The organism is Paenibacillus ihuae, assembly GCF_001368795.1.
Taxonomy (GTDB): Bacteria; Bacillota; Bacilli; order Paenibacillales; family Paenibacillaceae; genus Paenibacillus_AQ; species Paenibacillus_AQ ihuae.
Genome location: NZ_LN831198.1, coordinates 406,652 through 408,504 on the forward strand (window position 1 = coordinate 406,652; position 1,853 = coordinate 408,504).

A 1,853-nucleotide genomic window follows, 5' to 3' on the forward strand; every position below is an offset into this window, starting at 1 on the left:
AATATTCAGGAATAACAGGGCAAGAATGCAGGAAGAAAGCCTGTCAGCGGATTTGTATGATAGAGGCAGAGAGATCACAACACCACCAGGCGGAGGGAAATAGAGGATGACTTTGAAAATAGGGATTATTGGCTGCGGCGGCATCGCAAACGGCAAACATATGCCGGCTCTGAAAAAAGTGGAAGGCGCTGTCATGGCCGCTTTTTGCGATATTGTACCCGCACGGGCGCAGCAGGCCAAGGCAGAATTCGGAGATGAGAACGCTGCCGTGTACACCGACTACAAAGAGCTGCTAAAGGATGCAAGCTTAGATGTGATTCATGTCTGTACCCCGAACATTTCCCATGCGGAAATTTCGATTGCCTCGATGGAGGCCGGCAAGCATGTTATGTGTGAGAAGCCGATGGCGAAGACAACTGCGGAAGCACAGGCAATGATCGATGCGGCTAAGCGTACCGGCAAAAAGCTGACGATCGGCTACCAGAACCGCTTCAGACCGGATTCCGCTTACCTGCATAAGGTGTGTGAGAACAACGAGCTCGGAGAAATTTATTATGCCAAAGCCAAGGCGATCCGCCGCCGTGCGGTCCCGACCTGGGGCGTATTTCTGGACGAGGAAGCGCAGGGCGGCGGCCCGCTGATTGATATCGGCACCCATGCCCTGGATCTAACGCTCTGGATGATGGACAACTACAAGCCGAAATATGCGGTAGGCAACGCTTATCACAAGCTGTCCGGCCGCAAGGACGCAGCTAATGCGTGGGGCCCATGGGACCCGGAGAAGTTCACGGTTGAAGATTCGGCGATCGGCTTCATTACGATGGAGAATGGGGCAACCATCGTGCTGGAAGCCAGCTGGGCGCTGAACACGCTGGATGTCGGTGAAGCCAAAACTGCGCTGTGCGGGACAGAGGGCGGAGCGGATATGGAAAAAGGCCTGCGCATCAACGGTGAAGCATACGGCAAAACCTATGAGAAGCATATCGGACTCGATGCTGCCGGCGTAGATTTCTACGACGGAGCAGGCGAAGATCCGGCGCTGGTTGAAGCTAAGCAGTGGATTGACAGCATTATTAATGACACTGAACCGGTTGTTAAACCGGAGCAGGCTCTGGTGGTTACCCGCATTCTGGAGGCCATCTATAAATCATCAGAGACAGGAATGCCGGTATTTTTTGACTAAATCAGGCGGGTTCGTATTGATATAGATCATGATTAGGAGTGTGTCCATAGTGACAAGAGTAACCGTATGGAATGAATATCGTCATGAATTGCAGGAGGAGCGTATCCGCCAGGTATATCCGCAGGGTATCCACGCCCAAATAGCCGGATTTCTGCAGGAGGCGGGTTTTGATACTGCAACTGCAACTTTGGATGAACCGGAGCATGGGTTGTCTGAGGAAGTATTGAACAATACGGATGTGCTGGTATGGTGGGGGCATATCGCCCATCAGGAGGTTAGCGACGAAATCGTAAACCGTGTCTACAACCGTGTGCTGCAGGGAATGGGGCTGATCGTGCTGCATTCCGGCCACATGTCCAAAATCTTTATGAAGCTCATGGGCACCAGCTGTGACCTGAAATGGCGCGAAGCGGGCGAGAAGGAACGCCTCTGGGTGATGGACCCGAGCCATCCGATTGCCGAAGGCATCGGCGAATATATCGATCTGGAGCAGGAAGAGATGTATGGGGCGCATTTTGATGTGCCGGCACCGGAAAGCCTTGTTTTTGTCGGCTGGTTCGAAGGGGGCAATGTGTTCCCAAGCGGCTCGACCTACCGGCGCGGCAGCGGCAAAATCTTTTATTTCCAGCCGGGTCATGAATCCCATCCGACCTATTACCATAAAGAAATT

Annotated in this window: 2 protein-coding genes; both read left to right on the forward strand. The window is 53.0% G+C overall.

Going from position 1 to position 1,853, the window contains the following annotated elements; genetic code table 11:
* Positions 1-106: 106 nt before the first annotated feature.
* Positions 107-1,183 (forward strand): Gfo/Idh/MocA family protein, encoded by a 1,077-nt coding sequence (locus AQR02_RS01875; RefSeq protein ID WP_054939145.1) that lies wholly within the window; start codon positions 107-109, stop codon positions 1,181-1,183.
* Positions 1,184-1,232: 49 nt separating this feature from the next.
* A partial coding sequence (locus tag AQR02_RS01880; RefSeq protein ID WP_054939146.1) for a ThuA domain-containing protein occupies positions 1,233-1,853 on the forward strand: 621 nt, incomplete at its 3' end.